We start from the raw sequence: 18391 nt of genomic DNA on the forward strand, positions 1-18391 counted from the left end.
TCAATTCGTTTGCAGTTCAACCATCTTGGCTTGAATTGCATTCAATAAATCCTGCCAAGTCTTGTTATATTTTTTAAGGAACGGGATTGGATCAATATGATCTGTTTCCCGATAGGCATAAGAGATGTCCATATGACTGAAGATATCTTTTTGAGGGTCCCAGCCATACCGGATACAAGCATCTGCAACCAAAAGAACGGTCTGATCCCAAACTTTTTTAAATTGCTCGGGCTGATTTCCTTCCGGTTCACACATTTCTACGGAAAGGTACCTTTGGTTGGCTGTTTGGGCAGCATGCCAGGCCATTTCGTCTTCCGGAATCATTTGCACGGTTTCAGTCCAATCCGCAACATAATGGGTAGAGGAATAACGGTTGGGGTAATTAAAATATTGAACTATTTTCTGCGCGGTGGCCCCAGGATCCGCTGTGGAATGAATGACAAATCCTTTTGGGGATAAAGGCGTAGCCGGCCGGTTGTAAGAGAGCAGCTGTATCCCCACTTTAAGACTCGGGAAACGAACTGGAAGCGTCCTTGACTCCGTAAGACTTCCTGAGCTTGGTCTAAGAATTCCTGAGCCATCTGCATCCGCGATCACCTTAAAACTGTAGTTGCCAACGTCCTGAACGCTTTTGTCATTGAGTGTCAGGATTATTTTTTGACCGGTCGTAACGTTCAGTCCCGATATCCTGACCCTTTGTCCAGCATCGGAAATCTGTTCAGAGGTTAATGAATTTACAATGCCGTTTATCGTGATTTTATCCTGTCCGGCTATCGCCAAGTACCTATCCGGAAGGAAGAACTCCACGGTTCCGTTGTTCATGTCCTCCCCAGGAAGATAGACCAGGTAAATATTCTTGATGGCTCCCGCGATTGTACTCGCCGGAGATACTGAAAGTTTGCCATCATTGGTATTGGCTAAATTAATGATCCGCTGCAGGACCGAAGATTTAACCGCATTCTCTCCGCCAAGTCCCGTCACAACCGTAAAAGGTGTGATCTTCCCTTTGAGATATTTTTGCGTGACCTCCGGCAGGGTGTCACGCACGAGAATAAGCGGGGATGATGATTTAGCAGCCAGTACAGCACCGGTTAAAGCATCGGCGAACTCTGTTCCTTTGGGCCCCTCACCCACCGCGACAAACAACCTGGAAAGGTCCAATTGGCCGGAAAAGTGTTCTAAAACCGCTACATTGGTGGCATAACGGTCAGACCCGGCTAACCGGAAAGCTCCCGGCACTTGTTGGGCTACCCCCTCGCTGATTACGCCTGTACCTCCAACAATATAGGCTTGCTCAATGTTCTGTTTTTGCACATATTCCTTAACGCTTTGCGGCAGCCTGTCTTTACCGGCGAGTAAGATCGGTATTTCCGCTTGGGCTGCCACCACCGCAATGGAGAGTGCATCCGGATAATTCTTCCCTGTCGCCAGAATCATCTTGTTGCTGTTTAACGCTTCGGCAATTTTTACTGATGTTTCATAGCGGTCATTACCGGCGAGACGAACAATCTCGATTACACCGGCTTCACGCAGCGTTGTCTCAATCTCCGCAGAGATGCTCGAAGTCCCGCCTGTAATAAATACGCGCTTGACACCAAGCCGTTGAATCTCACTCTGTGCATCAGCATTCAGGGATTGAGACTCAGTCAGTAGGATCGGAGCATGATACTTCGCCGCCAGTGGTCCCGCGCAGAGAGCGTCTGCAAAGTCATCGCCGCGGGCCAAGACAGCATACTCCGACGATTCCCATCCTTTCTGGGAAATGGCTGCCGCTGTCGCATAACGGTCTGAACCATAGATTCGATCGATTTGAGTCGTATCTGCATTCACTGCGCTTGTCATCCATCCGGTGAAAAAAAGAAAACAAAGCATAAGCAATCCACCGAACCGAAGATGCCGTAATAATTTTATGTACAATCTACTTTCCTCTTTTGTTTTATTTCTTGCCAAATCATGATGTTTCCATAAGAGAATTGTACTATATTCATTCCTTTCACCACTAGTTGATATGTTTTCCTCTCATGTAAATAGATGTAAAACCTCCAAACAAAAAAATTGTAAGGAGGTTTTGCGAATCCAGGATTTTATTTTTGAATAACCGGCATTACAATTTTGGTCAGAAGTTCACTCTCCGGAACATCGCTGGGGGCATTATAGTAGTATTCGTAATACTCGCCTGCCGGTTTGCAGCCATTTTCTTCGATCCAGCGGAACATTTCGTTATAAGGCTGCTCCATCCCGCTATAGGGTCCTTTGTAAATGCAGCTGGCAAATTTGCCGGCTGGAATCTCCCGAGCATGAATGTCCTCCTTATCCGGGAAAAGCTTAGCAACGGGAAACCCCATTTCTACATCCAAGTTTTCCATATCCAGGTTGTAGTAGGCGGTATATGGAGCATCGATCGGCTGGACACCGAGTTCATTCAGATACCCCATGATCTTCCCATAGCTTTCGCCGATCACTTTCGGCAGTTCGGCCACGGCCGTTTTCGCTCTGACCACCAGAGCAGGCTGAGCTTTACGCTCCAAGAGTTCAACTTGAAACATCATGACACTTTTTCTCCCTTTCAAATATTATTGTTCCATTAAGTTTTCACTACCTCTATCTTACTGGAACGTATTGACAATAGGATGTCATATTTGAGGAGTTTCGTATTTTTCTAAAGCCTGTTTTAACCGTTCGGTAACGATTCGCCGGATATGTACGGGCTCCAATACTTCAACATAGCTGCCGAAAGAAAGGATATAGCCATAGACCCACTCATCTTCCGGAAAGTCCACCTCGACGACCAAAGTGCCGTCCTCATTTTTCTGAATGAGTTCCTCGGCAAAATCATCGTAAATCCGGTTTAAGATCCTGGGCTGAAACTTTAGTTTTAGATGGACAGAATCCGGTAGGCCGCTTGCCTCTTCTTCCCATTCCGGACAAAGCCTCGGGGTAAATGGCTCTTCCAAGACCGTGACGTTTTTAACTCTTGTCAGACGAAAAATGCGGTGCTCTTCCCGCTTGCGGCAGTAAGCAATTAAATACCAGGTATGACTTTTGTACAGCAGCCTTTCCGGCTCAGCCGAACGGCTGCTTTTTAGGCCATTAGAATTTACATAATCAAAAGAAATTACCCTGTGCTGCCAAATCGCTTCTTTAATATCGTTGAATTTATTCTTCTCATTGGGCGTGCTGTTCGAATAAGAGAAATCGATCTCGACCCAATCCTTGCGGGAGGGCTTTTTTAACACCACTCCCAACTTTGCCAGGATATCCTCACTTTGCGGATACCTGGTAGCCTGCAGGGTCTGCAAAGCAAGCAGCAAACCGTCCCTCTCCTGCTCACTGATCATGACCTTGCTCAGAGAATACTCCTCCAGCAGCGATATTCCCCCACCGTTACCTCTGGTCATCACCACCGGAACCCCGGACGTGGATAGAATATCAATATCCCGGTAAATCGTCCGCACAGATACCTGAAACCGGTCGGAGAGTTCACCGGCAGTGATGGTCCCTTTATTCAGTAAAAGAATTATCATTTCCAAAAGCCGGTTGATCTTCATCGTTTCACCGTCTTTCCATGTCAGATTTTTACCGGCGCTATAACTCTCAATAAAAATAACCGGGTTATTTCCCCTAGAATTGGCTCAAAAATTTTGTTTCTTTAAAGCTTGGGGGTAAAAATCAAAATACTTTTCTAAGATCTCCAGCTTTAAGGGACCGCCGAATGATTGTTCCATTAGTAACCTCTTTTTGCCTCTCTTAGAACATATGTTCTATTGGTATTTTATACCATCAACAGATTAAATGCAATCATTTGAGGTTAAAATTTATTTCTTCTCTTATTCTTCCTTTGATATCCCGACAATACCTGACGAGAAATACATAGGAGGCCAATTGGCTGATAGAAGATCTAGCCTATTGCTATTTATTCAATAATAGCTAATACTAAAATGCCAGAGTTTTTTTATACATAATGGCAATTATCTTCTGGAAAGATCTTCGCTTACTCAAAATAATATGATTATGAAGGGGTTAACAGATGAAAAAAGCAAATACCAAACATCGTCCTGAGAAACAAACTTCCCTTATCGTTGATAAAGAAAATGAATTGTTAAAATTCCTTATTGCTCAGTTGCCACAACAAGGGAGAAACTCTATCAAGTCACTTCTCTCCCATCGCCAGATTTCTGTAGACGGCGAGGTAACAACTTTGTTTAACTATCCGTTGGTTGCAGGTCAAAAGGTTAACATTAATCGGAGCAAAGTCTATCAAGAAAGAAGAGAGCTCAAGCCCCTGGGGCTAAAGATTTTCTTTGAAGATGAATATCTTATCATCATAGAAAAACCTGCCGGAATGCTTTCAATCGCGACCGACAGAGAAAAGGAATTAACAGCTTATAATGTTTTAAGTACACATATCAAAAAAAGAGATAGTCAGAGTCGGGTTTTTGTTGTACATCGGCTGGATAAAGAAACCTCCGGGGTCATGATGTTTGCCAAAAGCGAAGAGATAAAGGAAAAGCTCCAAAACGCCTGGAAGGAAGTTGTTCTGGAAAGAAGTTATGCCGTGGTTGTTCATGGTCCCCTAACCGATGATCAAGGGACTATTACCTCTTGGTTAACAGAAAATAAAGCGCTTCGAATGTACTCCAGCAAGACTCCCAATGGTGGGCAAAAAGCCGTGACCCATTACAAGGTATTGGAAAAAAACAATTCCTATTCTTTATTGGAGGTAAAACTGGAGACCGGCCGCAAAAATCAAATACGTATTCATATGCAAGACATCGGGCACAGTGTTATCGGGGATATAAAATATGGAGGAGTAAAGAGCAGCATCAACCGGTTAGGACTTCATGCTCACATCCTGGCTTTCAAGCATCCGGTAACCAATGAAATTATGCATTTTGAAAGTCCGATTCCTAAAGAGTTCTTGAGTCTTTTTCATAAAAAACAAAATAAGTAATCCTAGGGAATGATTTGTTTTACTCGGCCTACAATGCCATTACTTAGCCGGACTTTAATTCCATGAGGATGATTCGATGAATTGGTTAGAATATCTTTAACGATTCCTTCGGTCAATTTTTCTGTTCGCTGATCTTGTTTTTGTACGATAAAAACGTGTGTACCGGGCTTAATATCGGCACGGTTATTTCCATCCATTAATATAAACACCTACTTATTGCTAATTTTTCCGGCAGCTAAATCTCAGAAAAAATATCAGGTAAAGGTATCTCCAAATCCGGAAAGACAGTCGATTGAATCGTATCTCCCTGCTGGAGACTCCTTAGATTGTCTATATCCCTTTCTTTTGAAAAAGAATATTGAAGAATACTTTTGTTTTCCGGGTTTACAACCCAGTATTCTAAAACGCCGCTTTTCATATAGAGATTTAATTTTGCAACCAGATCTTTGGCTTTGGTGGATGGCGACAAGACTTCGACCGCCAGTGTCGGTATACCTTCATACTTGTTCTTCTCATTCACCTTGTCTTCATCACAGATCACGACGACATCCGGCTGAACCACATTCGGATCTTCTTCGAACTTCGTCGCATAACCAAATAGCCGGACATCCAACGGTGCGGTTAAGGAACGGCAAGGTTTTCCCTTAAAATAGTTATAAAAACAACCTGAAATTTCGTTAACGACTACCTGATGGGTGAATGATGGCGACGCTAACAGATAAATCTCACCGTCGATCAGTTCATACCTTTGATCAGAGGACTCTACCAGCTCCATGTATTCTTCATAGCTCACCGTTTTTGTCGATCGATATGTATTTGCTTCTTCATGGACAAGAAAATAGTCCGGTTCGTTATAGCGGATGAGTTTGGCAACACTCTTGCCGTTCTTTGTAATAATAATATCTTCCTTCTCTACCAGAGAAAGATATTTTCCAAAAGCATTTTGCATATCTGTGGTGTTAATACGCATAGGATCACCTTCATCCTGAATTTACTAATTTAGGTATAATTATAAAAAATATTAGCTACTGTGTCAACTTATTATTAGCTAATGTTCTTTTCTCACATTTTTATAAAGCGAGAATAAGGATGGTCTATGTACTGCAATGATGCAGGACTTCAATAAGCCACCCTTCGAAGTCTATATGACGGAAATCGGTATTGTATTGGATGAAATCAGATTCCATATTCGCCATCTGCCCGGATGGAGATGTTTGACTCTTTTCATCTAGAGGTATTATTCCTTCTAAGCTGCTCAAAATAAAGACAGGAAAGGGCAAGTTAAAATAAAGGAGGGCTTATAATTAACAAAACAAAGTTAATTGCATTATCCCTAACCGTTGCTTTAATTTTTACTTTGTCATTGTCTTTCGTGGCAATTGCTGCTACGGAGCAGAATAGTCCGAACGTACAATCCCCATCCTGCTATGACAAAATGATCGACAAAATATCGCAAGAAAAGGGAATTACTAAGGAAGAAGCTAAAGTTCGATTAGAGGCAAAGCTCAAGGAGATCGCCCAAAAAAAAGGTATTACGGTCGAAGAACTGAAAAAGCGGATTGCGGAAGGTAAATGCTGCAAAGGCCACGGAAAAATGGATGAAGCGAAACTTAAGGAAATAGCTGAAAAAAAAGGCATAACGGTTGAAGAGCTAAAGCAGAGGATAGAAGAACATCACAGCATCAAGGAAAAAGCTCTTCAGTAGAGGATAGACACCCTGCTGACAACATGATTATTCTTGCCCTTTCCTTTACCATTCACCTCAATCTATTCTTGTCCAAACAACTGGAAAGTGATATGATATTGCTAAAGGTCAGGAGGACGTGCCTATGGATAAATCGGATATAATCCTGGATAAATTAAATTCAATGGAAAAAGCTTTGCGCGTAGAAAATAAAACGCTAAGTGACAAAATAGATAGACTTGAGAACAAAGTTGAAAAACTCGAGAACAAAGTTGATAAAGTCAGCGAAAAGCAAGATATGTCCTGGCAAGCAATACAAGAGATACGGGATGATTTGACGGAAAACAGTGCCCAAATTAAAATCATTGATAACAAAGTGAAGGCTTTATAGCCTTTATTTTTTTATTGAATTAAGATTGATTCAATGTAATAGCCAAAGTCATCTAAATAAAAAAGATAGCCGTCGACGAGATACTCGGCTTCATAATCATCGCAAGGCAGCTTAACCCGATATGTCCCCCTTTGACCGATGGGCCCGCCATCTATCGTGTCGGGCGTAAATTATTACGAAATAAATTCTACCCTTTGGAACATACTAATTGGAACATACGAATTCAAGGCAGAAAAATAGGGGTGAGACTATGGTCCCGGATAAAATCTTCTATGAACCGGCAATCCTTGATTATAAACTGGGGAAAAAATTAAAGCATCAATTTCAACAAATCCCCTGGATTCCAATAGAAAACCACAATAACATTACGTCATTGCGGCAAAATGAAAACCGTGAATTCGCCAGGATGAAGCGGCATCTTATCATCGGCGTCCGAAAATCGTTAACCTATACACCTAATCACAAAGTCTCCGATTACCTGGTCCCGTATACGTCCTCCGGCTGCAGCGCCATGTGTCTTTATTGCTATCTGGTCTGCAATTACAACAAATGTTCCTATCTCCGACTCTTCGTCAACCGGGAGCAAATGATGGAAAAGCTGCTCAAAACGGCACGGAATTCGGATAAAGATCTTGTCTTCGAAATCGGCAGTAACAGTGATCTGGTGTTGGAAAATACCATCACCGGCAACCTGGAATGGACGATCGAGCGCTTCAGTCTGAGCGAAAAAAGCTTTTTGACCTTTCCAACCAAATTTGATCATATTGGCCCTTTGCTTCCCTTAAATCATCGGGGCCGTATCCTGATGCGCATGAGTATGAACCCCCAGGAGATCATCCAAAAAGTCGAGTTCGGAACCTCCTCATTGCAAACACGGATCGCAGCGCTTAACCAGATGGGTGACGCCGGATACAAAGTGGGGATACTGATTGCCCCCGTCGTCCTCGCGGACAACTGGAAGGCGCTCTATGGTCAGCTGATCGATGAATTGGCTGACAAGCTCTCCGAGAATACCAAAAAGCACTTGTTTATTGAAATCATTTTTATGACCTACAGTTATGTGCATCGCGCCATCAACACCGAGGCCTTTCCGAATGCGCTGGAATTATACGATAAATCCCTGATGACCGGGCGCGGCCGAGGAAAATACTGTTACCGTCCTGAAGCGCGGGGGGAAGCAGAGCAATTCTTAAGAGAACAGCTTGCGCAAAAACTTAAAGATGTTCCGATCCTATATGTGGTCTAGATCGCGAAACCATATAACTACCTCTTGACGTCCATTTAATTCCGATGTAGAATTAAATTACTTCGAAGGAGGAACTAAGTTTGGATGCTGAAAAACTCTTAATGGAAGATACCCTATTTCAGTTCATCGACCGGATCAAGCCGCTGATCGCTGGTGATCTATGGGCGAATATTCTGATGAACGCCACCAAAAACGAATTACTCGTCCTGCTGCTTTTGTATCGTCAAGAGGATGTCACCATGACGCAGGTTGCCCAGTATCTGAATGTCCCGCTGAATACGGCTACCGGCATTATCTCCCGCATGGAGAAGCAAGCATTGCTCAGCCGCGAGCGGAATGACGACGACAAACGGGTCGTGACCATCCGCCTCCATGAATCCGGCAGGAACCAGATCCGCCAGATTCTTACGACCTTCAGGCAATACGGGCAAAAGGTGCTCGCCGAGCTGACCTCCGATGAAACAGCCCTGCTCTTCACGATCATCGAGAAAGTCTTCTGTGTCTTGCAAAAGGAACAGTCACGAGCGATGAACAGTCCCGCGCAGACGATACGAAAAATCATCATCGAGTGAGTCATCGAGTGAACATCAACTGAATGATCAATGAGTGAATGATTACGATTAGTCTGCTTCAGAGTAAATACTTCCACGCTAGAACTATTCGTATCTCGAATTTAAGAAAGGGGTCTATTAGATGGGTACGATTTTGATATTTACAGGCAAAGGCGGTGTCGGCAAAACGAGCGTCGCTGCAGCCCATGCCATGCTTTCCGCCGGTGAAGGCAAGAAAACGCTTCTTGTCAGCACCGACATGGCCCATAACCTCGGCGACTTATTTGAATTGACCCTTGGCAGCGAGATCACCGTTCTGGACAACGGCCTGCATTTGCTGGAAATCGATCCGCACGACGTCATGGAAAACGACTTCAAGGATATGAAAAAAGCCGTCCTCGGCCTGATTGGCGAGAGCGGCGTGGGCGGTGAACAATTGGAACAGCTCGCCGTTTTTCCGGGTATGGACGAATTGTTTTCCTTGCTTAAGATCTTGGCGCTGCATCAAAGCGGCCGTTATGACCGCATCATCGTAGACTGCGCACCCACAGGCGAAACGCTGGCGCTGCTTAAATTTCCTGAACTGCTGTCCTGGTATATGGAGAAAATGTTCCCGATCGGCAAGGCCGCGCTAAGGATTTTGTCGCCGATATCCAAAACGCTCTTCAAAGTCCAGCTGCCTGACCGCAAGGCCATGACGGATATCGAAAGGCTCTACGCCACACTCCTTGAACTTCAGACGCTGCTTAAAGATCCCGCCCTAACGGCCATCCGGCTGGTCACGATCCCTGAAAAGATGGTGGTTGAAGAAACCAAACGCAACTTCATGTATCTGAATCTTTACGGCTTCAACGTGGACTGCCTGTATATCAACCGGATATTACCGCAGGATCTGGATAATCCGTTCTTTGCTGAATGGATAGCCATCCAAACCCAATACACCGAAGAACTTGAAAGTTTGTTTGCCGGCAGGACGATCCGCCGCATCCCTTGGTTTGACAGCGATTTAAACGGTGTCGGCGGCATCGGACGCCTGGCGGATATCTTGGCCGAAAGCAGCCCACTGTTCGAGCTTCAGCCCCCTTCTTTGGGTGAGCATTATGAAAAGACCGAAACCGGCTATGCCTTAATCCTGGATCTGCCGTTTGTAGAAAAAGACGACATCCGTTTCAACGAATCCGCAACCGATCTGATTCTGAAAATCGGTAACTTCAAACGCAGCATCCCGAAACCGTCAACCCTTCGCCATCATCTGGTCAGCTCCGCCAAGTTAACCGATGGCAAGCTAACAGTACGGTTTGAACCAAAATAGAGGAGGTCACCCCTATGGATACAACCATTAATCCTGAATTCATCCAAAAAATGCTCGAAGCGAAACGGCTGCAAAAAGAAGCCCTGGAAACCCTGATGCCCGAAAATGTCAGAGAACACCTGTCCGTCATCGAAAAAGAAGTCAAAGACTTGCTGGTGGAATGCCTGGTGAACAGCTCCAAAACCTCGAAAACCACAGACCCTACTAAATCTGACAGCAAAGTTCACACGGTAACCATCGATTAGGAGGAAAAGAGCATGCGTATTATTTTATATACCGGCAAAGGCGGGGTCGGCAAGACCAGTGTCGCCGCCGCAACCGCCATCAGGCTGGCCACAAAGGGCCGTCGCGTCCTCCTCATGAGCACCGACCAAGCCCATAGCCTGACTGATTCACTCGACATGAAGCTTGGCAGTGAACCGACTGCGGTCATCCCCTGCCTTGACGCCCTGGAAATCGACGTCGTCAGGGAAAGCGAGGCGGCTTGGGGAAGCTTAAAATCCTACATCAAGCAAATGATCCTGTCACGGGCCGAAGGCGGAATTGAAGCGGAAGAGCTCCTCATTTTCCCCGGTCTTGAAGAGCTGTTTTCCTTATTTTCCGTGTTGGACTATTACGAAAAGAATAAATATGATGTGTTGATCGTCGATTGTGCGCCGACGGGTGAAACGCTGAACCTGCTGAAATACCCGGAAATGTTCGGAGAAATGGTCAGCAAAATTCTTCCCGTGAAGCGCCAGGCCGTCAAGGTCGCCGGGCCGGTCATCGAAAAAGTCCTCAAGATGCCGATGCCCAAAGACAATGTCTTTGAAGACCTGACGAAGCTGATGGCTAAGCTCGAACGCCTTCAGGCGCTGATGCTCAACAAAGATGTCCTGACCGTACGCCTCGTCACAACGCCTGAAAAAATCGTCATCAAGGAAACAAAACGCAGCTTCACCTGGCTGAGCCTGTTTGATTACCAGGTAGACGCCGTCATCATCAATAAAGTATTTCCGCAGGAGGCGCTGTCCGGTTATTTCAACCGGTGGGTTGAACTTCAAAATGAAGGCTTAAATGAAATCAGGGAAAGCTTTGCCGATCTTCCCGTCTTTTATCTGAATCTGATGAAGCACGAACTCAAATCGGTCCCGGTACTGGCCCAAATCGGGGATCTCTACGGTAAAATGAATCCGGAGGCCGTTTTATGCCGGACACGCCTGATGGAGACCTTCCGGGACAACGATCAGGATGTCCTGATTTTCCACCTGCCCTTTGCCGACAAATCGGAAATGACGCTTTCTCAGGCCGGTGGCGAGATTCATATCGCCATAAAAAATGAAAAGCGGTGCATGATGCTGCCACCGCATTTATTGAATAAACAGATTGCTTCCGCCAAGCTGGATGAGGGGAAATTACAGATCCGGTTTCATCATCATGTTTGATCGAAAAGTAGAATAAACAGTTTGTGGTAAAGCCGAATCATTTTCCACTTGTATCGGCAAGTACTTTAATCTGGTTTTTGAAAATTGATTTTAGTATGGGGAACATAAAATGCTCTTTATTCAAAGAGTATAAATTCCAAACTGCTTCTTGGCGTTTTATAAGAAGCTCATTGTCGGAGAGTATTTTTAAATGGTATGAAAGTGCAGATTGCGATATTTTAAAGTAATCAGTTAATTCGCATACGCATTTCTCGCCATTCTGATAAAGATGGAAAAGAATATTTAGCCTTAACTCATCCGACAATGATTTAAAGTGGCTTGCATAGTCAGAAAATGAAGGATCTATGGTTAACGCCTCCTTTTATATCAAATAAAATCGATAACAATATCAAATATGCTTGATATAGATCATACACCCATCTCATCCTGTATATATTTTTTAATTTCATCTTTACTTGGGACTCTTCCCATAGATTTTACTTTCTCATTTATAACAATGGCTGGACCCTTCATAACGCCATAGGACATTAGCGTTTTCATATCTTTGACTTTCTCGACTGTCGCGTCTATACCTATTTCTTTAATCACTTCATCGGTTTTCTCTTTTAGACCATAATCGGAACAGCAGGATACCAAGACTTTAATATTCATTGAAAATTCAACCCTTTCATATTTAAAAAATTGTCTAGCTATTTCACCTGTTTAAAAGGTCCCTGTAAGCGGAGTGATTTATTGCCCGGCAGCGTTATATTTGTGTAAACGATACCTTTTTCGAAATCCTCAATATGGGTTACGGTTGTTTGGTTTTCTTCCTGCCAACCAACCATAAATACACCTGGCCGAATGGGCATTACACTTATCTCAACAGTTTGGGTAAATCCCTTGTGTTCGCCTTTCAGTCCATAAATTGTCATTGAATTTACAGAGTATTAATGCAGGTACAATGATTGATTATTCTAGACTAAAATTATATTGAAAAAGTAGCCTATAAATATAATGGTAACTGCCATAATCCCTATAAATACTGCAAGTAATTTGGGCTTTAAAACCTTGCGGAGTATTATCATTTCCGGCAGGCTTAAGGCCGTTACCGCCATCATAAACGACAACGCCGTACCCATAGGGACTCCCAACTTAGTGAGTTCGCTGATAATAGGCAGTGTTCCTGCAGCATTGGAATACAGGGGTATACCCATAAGAACGGCGATTGGAACTGCAAAAGGATTGCCTTTTCCTGCATACTTTGCAAGCCAGTCACCAGGAGCCCAACCGTGTATGGCAGCTCCAATTGCCAGGCCGATAACTACATACGGCCAGATTTTCTTGAGCAAATTCAGGTCATAGCGCCAGGCATCTGAAATTCGCTGCTTCCAGGTAGGCTTTACTAGCTCAGCATCGCCCATACGTATAGAAAATACATCGTCTTCAAGATATCTTTCCATCTTTAGTTTGCCAATGATGAATCCTGCAACAATTGCTACGATTACTCCTGTTGTAATGTATAAGATAGCTATTTTCCAACCGAACAAGCCCCAAAGCATGACGAGTGCAACCTCGTTTACCATTGGTGAAGATATAAGGAATGAGAAGGTTACGCCCAAGGGTATTCCTGCTTCTATAAAACCTATAAATACGGGAACAGCAGAACAAGAGCAAAAGGGAGTTACAATACCCAGAAGGGCAGCAGCAATATTACCGATAAACCCGCGCGCTTTTCCTTGCTCCCCCAAAAGTTTTTTGGTTCTTTCAGGAGGAAAGAAGCTCCTTAATATTGATACGATGAATATGATAATAATCAGCATCAGGAAGATAACTATCGCATCTGTGAAAAAGTATTCTACGGAGTCCTTGAAACGTGCTGAATTCAGGAATTCCGGATTTTGGCTGAACAAGCCAAAGATCCATTTTAGCAACGCAGTTAGCAAATTGTATAAAAAACTTGATATATGACCAATTACTGAGAACACCTATACCACACCTCCAATTTTGAACCCATAATCACCTTTGCGAATTATAGCCACTGCCAATTCGGTATAATGAGTGAATTGCGTCTCCTTTGCTGGATTTGAGCTGACCGCGACTGTTTCTGCATATCAAAATAATTTGTTATATATATCAAATTATTTTGATATAATAGAGTATATGCTACACAAAACAAAAAGTCAATACATCAAATATATTTGATGTATTGACTTTGGAAAAGTACTTAACCGTTTTATTTAAATATGAGCCTGAGGATGACAGGAAATAACTTTTGAAACTTTATTACTTTCCAGTTCTCAGCACGGGCATATCCATGCGGTGCAAAACGCCCCTGGACAGCGCGAAGCAGCCGAGCGCAGCCAGCAATTCCCATAAGGCCAGCACCCCAAGTCCGATCAGCACGCCGCTTCCCGCGATCTTACTGCCGATGACAAAGGCGGCAATCAGGCCGGGCAACATGATAACGATAACGGCAATGGTGTAAATGAAAATCAGGAGCCCCGCGCTGATGTCCGCGCCCGTCCAGCGCAAAGAAAGATAGTTGACGCCCAAGAGTAAAAACGAAAATAGGGTGAAAACCACAATGGCCGCAGCAATCAGCCAAACCGAATCCCCCATGATCAGGCCCGCGATGCCGAAAATAACCACACTTTCTACCAGTACCTTAAACGCGATTTCCAGGTTGCTCCAGACGATTTTCCGAAAAGAGCTTGCGGGAATCAGGTAGATATAATGCATATAAAGCTCTTTCAAGCCGCGGCCCGTTCCGATCAGAAAAATCTGCATCCACATCAGAGTTTGCAGCAAAATGAAGGTCCCGCCGTCCTCGCCGCGCAGAAACATTGAAAACAGGGCTGCGCCGAATACCACGATGATGGACGACACTCCCCAAAGACCGAGACGGTTGGCACGAAAGGATTCCCGCAGGTGCTTATAAAAAATGGTGCTGGGTCCCAGACCATTGATACCGGTTTTTGCAACCTTCACTTTTTTTGTTGATAACGCTTCTGTGTTGATCTGCCCTTCGGCTAAGACGCGCTTTTTCTCAAACGCGGTTTCCGTGGCAACCAGGACATCTTCATAATAATCGGGGTTGCTCAAGGCGATATAGAGAATTAAGAGCGCCCCGGACAGCACCAGCAGCCCCAGAAAGAAAAATCCGGTTCCCAGATCGCCGGAAATCAGGGAAACTGTACCTGCCGATGCCCAGCCTGCCACCGGCGTCCAAGCGGCAAATGGCGAATGCAGCGTGTTTTCCAGCGCCGAAAGAAGATCACCTGTGCCGAGAAGCTGGATGCCGGTATAAACAATAAGCGGGAGAAAGGCCAGAGCGGTAAGCAGCCGGACAGCCAGCTTCCGCGCCGGTTTTCCATTGGTCAGGCTGTAGATAAGAAGCGACAGGATTTGGAGCATGCCGACAGCCAGGATAAAACCGAGCAGTACCAGGAGCACCGCATCAAAGCCGACCCCAAAGCCCTGGCTTAAGGAATTGCTTTGAAACAGGATAAAAAAGCCTGCCAAGAAAGACATCTTTGCCATGCGCACGATGCCGTACATCAGGATCATACGGGAACTGACCGGTGAAACAAACAGCAAATTGACATCGTTCATCTCGAAAATAACGTCACCATTGGCTAAGCCCTTTTGGATGGCGGTCACGACAAAAATCAGGATGAGAAGGAAAAGGATGCCCTTGAGCCAAACAAGATCATGCGAACCGGCCGTGCTTTGCTTTGTAAACAGGGAAGTGAGAAACACTCCGCCAATCCCTGCAATCACAAGCACCCATAACACCAGCTTCGCCGGCTTCCGAAGCAGCTCCAGCAGTCTGTTCCTGGCGCTTTTTACCAGCAAAAAAACGAGACTGTTCATGGCGTTTCCTCCTGGATTTTTCCTTCCGTGATGCTGAAATAAACATCCTCAAGGCTTTGGCCGGCTGCGATATCCGTACGGCGGCAAACGCGCGCGATCCGGCCCTTGACCATGATATAGGTTACATCCCAGTTTTCCTCCAGGCTTTCGATCATATGGGTGCTGACAAGCAGCGCGCAGCCGCTGTCCCGCAGCCCCGCAATGACCGCTTTCAGTTCACGGATCCCATGCGGGTCCAGACCGACCAGCGGTTCATCCAGAATAACAGCCTTGGGCTGGGGCAGGAGCGCACAGCAGACACTGACCTTTTGCTGCATTCCTTTGGAAAGCTCTTTACCAAGCTTCATTTTTTTATCGTCCAGCTCAAAACGGCGAAGCAAGGCCTCCCCTCTTTCCTCCCAAGCCACCAGCCGGTATGCTTTGGCAATGAACTCCAGGTGCTCCGCCACTGTCAGCATCGGGTACAACACAGGAAACTCCGGCACATACCCTAGTATCCGTTTGGCCTCCACCGTATGATTCTTATGCCCGTCGATGGTGATGGTACCTTGGAAACGCAGCAGACCGCAAACAGATTTGATCAGCGTTGATTTACCCGCCCCGTTGGGGCCGAGCAGTACGGCCAGCTCGCCGCGTCCCACGGACAGGTTAATGTTGTCATTGGCCGCCAGCTTGCCGTATTTTTTGGTCATGTTCCGGACGTCAATCATATATTAATCTCCTTTACTGCAATCGATAAGTTCGTTTTATAATTCTCTATCCTTCTGCATATCCCTTTTTTAGTATCTGTACAAAAATCCTGCGATCATAATAAAAATCCAGCCGGCTTATGAAAAAGCCAAGCTGGATACACAGCGTCAATCTGACCTATATGAAAAATGGACTCGTACAGGGCCTCGGTTTCTGCCGGGGATTTGCCGTTGACAATGACATATCCCGGATTATCCCCGTCCAGCTGCAGTACAATGTATGATCCACCTTGCTTATATATCTCTGCGCCCAAATGACTGAATCCCGAGCAGCAGAATCAAGAGTACATAAACAACACAGTAAACGAGCATCAGGGTACTCGGCGAACCGGTGCCAAAGAGAAGGGAAGCCGGATTAAAAGATCCGGCATTGCCGGCGTCCAGGAGGGTGTTCATATAGCGGAACAGCGTATCGGCGGGAAACAGCAGGCTGGATACGACCCCAATATTCACTAAGGCTGTGTTTTGCAGAATGTTTCCCAGTTGTTCCACAAAACCGCCGATAAAGCTCATGCCATAGAGAACGATCAGAATGATCCCGCTATTCATCGTACCGAAATTCGCACTGAAGAACAACGCCGGAGCAATCATGATCAAGGGAACGCAGGCGAAAACAAAACTTGCTTTCAGGATGTTGCTGAAGAGCAGATTCGCTTGCAGCAGACCTCCAAACAGATGATTCACGAGAATGATCGCAAGAAAGAAAAACAACGTATATCCCATCAAAAGGATTCCATATCCAAGATATCTACCTAACACAAAATCCATACGCCGGATGGGCCGGGTTAGGATCGGATCGATTTGATGGCTTTCGATATTACCGGCAATACTGCCTACCGTTGCCAGAATCGTCAGCAGACCAATAATAAAGTTGGCAAAAAAGAGGCCCATACTCAAAAGCTGTGAACCGACCATTTTCAGTTGCAGGCTCATGGCTGCTTTTTGGTCCGGATTCATTTGATTCAGCGATTCCAACGATGACGCCGCGGCATAATGGGTCGCGATTCCATACAGCAGCAAGTAGGCCAACGTCATGATCAGAGCAATCAGGAAGATGCGTTTATAGAGGATTTCTTTGAAAGAAAGTTTAGCGATGGTCCACATTTTCCGGCTCCTTTCGGTTCATCCAATACAGGAAGATTTCTTCCAGATGCGGTTCCAGCGGCGTGAGCTCGTAGACCCCGATCCCGTGCTCACTGAGTGTCCGAACCAAAGCCGGAAGTTCTTCGGTGCTTTCGATCTCAATCTGCCATTCCGTTTTTCGGGCCGTCCCTGCTTCAGCTTCAAATGTTTGACGCTGCTCTGCGCGAAGGACGCTCGGAAGTGTGCCTAAGACTTTCGGGTCCAGACCGGAAGCGATCAACTTATACCGGTTTTGAAAATGGCAAAGTTTACGCCAATCTCCTTGCGTGATCAGCTTTCCGCGATCGATGATCGCGACCTGGTCACAGACCGTTTCGATTTCCTGCAGCAAGTGGCTGTTCAAAAAGACCGTTTTGCCTTCGCGCCTTAGCTCTGCCAGGAGGTTGCGAACATCCATCCTCCCCAGCGGATCCAACGCGGAAGTCGGTTCGTCCAGAAAGATTAATTCCGGATCCCCAAGCAACGCACAAGCCAAACCGATTCTTTGCTGCATGCCCTTGCTGTATTTAGCGATTTTTTGTTTTTCGCTGCCGCTTAGACCTACCCTTTCCAGTAATGTCTGAAAGTGCTGGGGGCGCAACGATGATTTCATCCCGATCAGATCGGCATGCGTATGTAAAAGCTGGAGTCCGGTTAACCAATCCGGATAACGAAAAAGCTCCGGCAGATAGCCAATTTTTCGGCGTGCTTCGAGGTCCCCGAGCGGCTTACCTAAGAGTTCGGCCTTGCCGCCGGTTGGCTTCAGTAAACCTAAAAGCGTACGGACAAAAGTGCTCTTGCCGGCACCATTGGGGCCGATAAATCCATACACCACACCTTTAGGGACATGGAGGGTAATGTTTTGGCAGCCTCCTTTGCCGTTGTATTGCTTGCTTAAGGCGGCGGTATTGATTGCCAAATCCGTCATCAAAGATCTCCTTTCCTAAACAATAAATAGCCGCAGCAGGACAGCAGGATATATAATCTGGGTTAGTCTGTGTGTCACAATACTGCTTTTCGGCTGATTGCGCCCTCCATGGCGCAAACAGCCGCGCTACGCACTCCATACTACGCTTGCCGCAGTACTTGTGACCCACAGACTGATT

Annotated in this window: 22 protein-coding genes; 9 read left to right on the forward strand and 13 right to left on the reverse strand. The window is 45.5% G+C overall.

Annotated elements, in window-relative coordinates; genetic code table 11:
* The 3 genes from AAH944_RS11440 to AAH944_RS11450 all read right to left on the reverse strand — a co-directional run bounded on the left by AAH944_RS11440 (position 1) and on the right by AAH944_RS11450 (position 3548).
* Entirely contained in the window at positions 1 to 1872 is a 1872-nt protein-coding gene (locus tag AAH944_RS11440) for a cell wall-binding repeat-containing protein (RefSeq protein WP_415535002.1), read from the reverse strand.
* Between the two features lie 212 nt (positions 1873 to 2084).
* The gene (locus AAH944_RS11445; RefSeq protein WP_415535003.1) at positions 2085 to 2549 is read right to left on the reverse strand and encodes a GyrI-like domain-containing protein; all 465 of its coding nucleotides are present in this window, start codon (positions 2547 to 2549) and stop codon (positions 2085 to 2087) included.
* Positions 2550 to 2633: 84 nt separating this feature from the next.
* The gene (locus AAH944_RS11450) at positions 2634 to 3548 is read right to left on the reverse strand and encodes a helix-turn-helix transcriptional regulator (protein WP_415535004.1); all 915 of its coding nucleotides are present in this window, start codon (positions 3546 to 3548) and stop codon (positions 2634 to 2636) included.
* Between the two features lie 479 nt (positions 3549 to 4027).
* Between AAH944_RS11450 and AAH944_RS11455 the strand changes: the two genes are divergently transcribed.
* Positions 4028 to 4951, forward strand: a complete 924-nt coding sequence (locus tag AAH944_RS11455) for an RluA family pseudouridine synthase (protein ID WP_415535005.1) — start codon at positions 4028 to 4030, stop codon at positions 4949 to 4951.
* A 2-nt stretch (positions 4952 to 4953) separates the two neighbouring features.
* Here the strand turns inward: AAH944_RS11455 and AAH944_RS11460 are convergent, their stop codons facing one another.
* Together AAH944_RS11460 and AAH944_RS11465 are read right to left on the reverse strand one after the other, a co-directional pair.
* Positions 4954 to 5148: a YwbE family protein gene (locus AAH944_RS11460; protein ID WP_415535006.1), complete on the reverse strand. Its 195-nt coding sequence runs from the start codon at positions 5146 to 5148 to the stop codon at positions 4954 to 4956.
* Between the two features lie 38 nt (positions 5149 to 5186).
* Positions 5187 to 5921, reverse strand: a complete 735-nt coding sequence (locus tag AAH944_RS11465; protein ID WP_415535007.1) for a type II toxin-antitoxin system prevent-host-death family antitoxin — start codon at positions 5919 to 5921, stop codon at positions 5187 to 5189.
* Between the two features lie 402 nt (positions 5922 to 6323).
* Between AAH944_RS11465 and AAH944_RS11470 the strand changes: the two genes are divergently transcribed.
* From AAH944_RS11470 to AAH944_RS11500, 7 genes are all read left to right on the forward strand, one after another.
* Complete coding sequence (locus tag AAH944_RS11470) at positions 6324 to 6656, forward strand: hypothetical protein (protein ID WP_415535008.1); 333 nt, start codon at positions 6324 to 6326, stop codon at positions 6654 to 6656.
* A gap of 124 nt (positions 6657 to 6780) precedes the next feature.
* Complete coding sequence (locus tag AAH944_RS11475) at positions 6781 to 7026, forward strand: hypothetical protein (protein WP_015044452.1); 246 nt, start codon at positions 6781 to 6783, stop codon at positions 7024 to 7026.
* Between the two features lie 250 nt (positions 7027 to 7276).
* Positions 7277 to 8272 (forward strand): SPL family radical SAM protein, encoded by a 996-nt coding sequence (locus AAH944_RS11480; protein ID WP_415535009.1) that lies wholly within the window; start codon positions 7277 to 7279, stop codon positions 8270 to 8272.
* Between the two features lie 80 nt (positions 8273 to 8352).
* The gene (locus tag AAH944_RS11485) at positions 8353 to 8844 is read left to right on the forward strand and encodes a MarR family winged helix-turn-helix transcriptional regulator (protein ID WP_415535010.1); all 492 of its coding nucleotides are present in this window, start codon (positions 8353 to 8355) and stop codon (positions 8842 to 8844) included.
* A gap of 121 nt (positions 8845 to 8965) precedes the next feature.
* Positions 8966 to 10135 (forward strand): ArsA family ATPase, encoded by a 1170-nt coding sequence (locus AAH944_RS11490; RefSeq protein WP_415535011.1) that lies wholly within the window; start codon positions 8966 to 8968, stop codon positions 10133 to 10135.
* 14 nt (positions 10136 to 10149) lie between these two features.
* Entirely contained in the window at positions 10150 to 10380 is a 231-nt protein-coding gene (locus AAH944_RS11495) for a hypothetical protein (protein WP_415535012.1), read from the forward strand.
* 12 nt (positions 10381 to 10392) lie between these two features.
* A complete protein-coding gene (locus tag AAH944_RS11500) occupies positions 10393 to 11559 on the forward strand; it encodes an ArsA family ATPase (protein ID WP_415535013.1) in 1167 nt (388 codons plus the stop codon).
* A 37-nt stretch (positions 11560 to 11596) separates the two neighbouring features.
* On the opposite strand, the gene AAH944_RS11505 is transcribed toward AAH944_RS11500, so the two are convergent.
* The 6 genes from AAH944_RS11505 to AAH944_RS11530 form a co-directional block, all read right to left on the reverse strand.
* Positions 11597 to 11905, reverse strand: coding sequence for an ArsR/SmtB family transcription factor (locus tag AAH944_RS11505; protein ID WP_415537867.1), 309 nt, complete (start codon positions 11903 to 11905; stop codon positions 11597 to 11599).
* Between the two features lie 62 nt (positions 11906 to 11967).
* Positions 11968 to 12210, reverse strand: a complete 243-nt coding sequence (locus AAH944_RS11510; RefSeq protein ID WP_415535014.1) for a thioredoxin family protein — start codon at positions 12208 to 12210, stop codon at positions 11968 to 11970.
* Positions 12211 to 12248: 38 nt separating this feature from the next.
* Positions 12249 to 12473 carry a MoaF-related domain-containing protein gene (locus AAH944_RS11515; protein WP_415535015.1) on the reverse strand — a complete coding sequence of 75 codons (225 nt, stop codon included), beginning with the start codon at positions 12471 to 12473 and terminating at the stop codon, positions 12249 to 12251.
* A gap of 42 nt (positions 12474 to 12515) precedes the next feature.
* Positions 12516 to 13460, reverse strand: a complete 945-nt coding sequence (locus AAH944_RS11520) for a permease (protein ID WP_415537869.1) — start codon at positions 13458 to 13460, stop codon at positions 12516 to 12518.
* A 364-nt stretch (positions 13461 to 13824) separates the two neighbouring features.
* On the reverse strand, positions 13825 to 15414 hold the full coding sequence (locus AAH944_RS11525; protein ID WP_415535016.1) for a putative ABC exporter domain-containing protein: 1590 nt from the start codon (positions 15412 to 15414) through the stop codon (positions 13825 to 13827).
* Positions 15411 to 16124: an ABC transporter ATP-binding protein gene (locus tag AAH944_RS11530; protein ID WP_415535017.1), complete on the reverse strand. Its 714-nt coding sequence runs from the start codon at positions 16122 to 16124 to the stop codon at positions 15411 to 15413. The genes AAH944_RS11525 and AAH944_RS11530 overlap by 4 nt, the downstream gene beginning before the upstream one ends.
* 119 nt (positions 16125 to 16243) lie before the next feature.
* Here AAH944_RS11530 and AAH944_RS11535 point away from each other — a divergent pair, with 119 nt between their 5' ends.
* Positions 16244 to 16387: a hypothetical protein gene (locus tag AAH944_RS11535; protein ID WP_415535018.1), complete on the forward strand. Its 144-nt coding sequence runs from the start codon at positions 16244 to 16246 to the stop codon at positions 16385 to 16387.
* Positions 16388 to 16397: 10 nt separating this feature from the next.
* On the opposite strand, the gene AAH944_RS11540 is transcribed toward AAH944_RS11535, so the two are convergent.
* Positions 16398 to 17267 (reverse strand): ABC transporter permease, encoded by an 870-nt coding sequence (locus AAH944_RS11540; protein WP_415535019.1) that lies wholly within the window; start codon positions 17265 to 17267, stop codon positions 16398 to 16400.
* On the reverse strand, positions 17251 to 18213 hold the full coding sequence (locus AAH944_RS11545; protein ID WP_415535020.1) for an ABC transporter ATP-binding protein: 963 nt from the start codon (positions 18211 to 18213) through the stop codon (positions 17251 to 17253). Before AAH944_RS11545 ends, AAH944_RS11540 begins: the two co-directional genes overlap by 17 nt.
* Positions 18214 to 18391: the final 178 nt, after the last annotated feature.

Origin of the sequence: Dehalobacter sp. CP (assembly GCF_047652685.1) — a bacterium.
In the GTDB taxonomy this organism is placed as follows: domain Bacteria; phylum Bacillota; class Desulfitobacteriia; order Desulfitobacteriales; family Syntrophobotulaceae; genus Dehalobacter.